Raw genomic sequence first — 357 nt, forward strand, 5'->3', positions numbered from 1 at the left:
GATGATATCTTCAAGTTTGTCGACCAAGGTTCTGGTGTTCGTCATGGTGAGAAAGACACAATTACAGACTTTACTAAGGGTGATGATAAAATAGATATTTCCGATCTACTCCATACAGATTCTTCTGACAGTATTAATAGCCTACTTCAAAGCAGTAAGATTGGTATTTCTCTTGAAGGTGCAGATAATATGTCAACGGCAGATCTTAAGTTGACTGTGACAGATGGTGGAAAAACTCAGGAGATCATATTGCAAGATAGCGCTGAACAATTTGATAGTTATATCACTAACGGTTCAATTTCAGATGTGAGTGGACTATTAAACGATATATTGAAAATTTACGATAACTAAACAAAA

1 protein-coding gene is annotated in these 357 nt (G+C 35.3%); it reads left to right on the forward strand.

The features are described from left to right. Positions 1 to 351, forward strand: a 351-nt coding sequence (locus tag AB4653_RS21765; RefSeq protein ID WP_372105336.1) for a type I secretion C-terminal target domain-containing protein, incomplete at its 5' end; no start/stop codon positions are given. Positions 352 to 357 lie beyond the last annotated feature (6 nt).

The organism is Vibrio sp. 10N.222.48.A3 (assembly GCF_041475345.1).
GTDB classification, from domain to species: Bacteria; Pseudomonadota; Gammaproteobacteria; order Enterobacterales; family Vibrionaceae; genus Vibrio; species Vibrio tasmaniensis_A.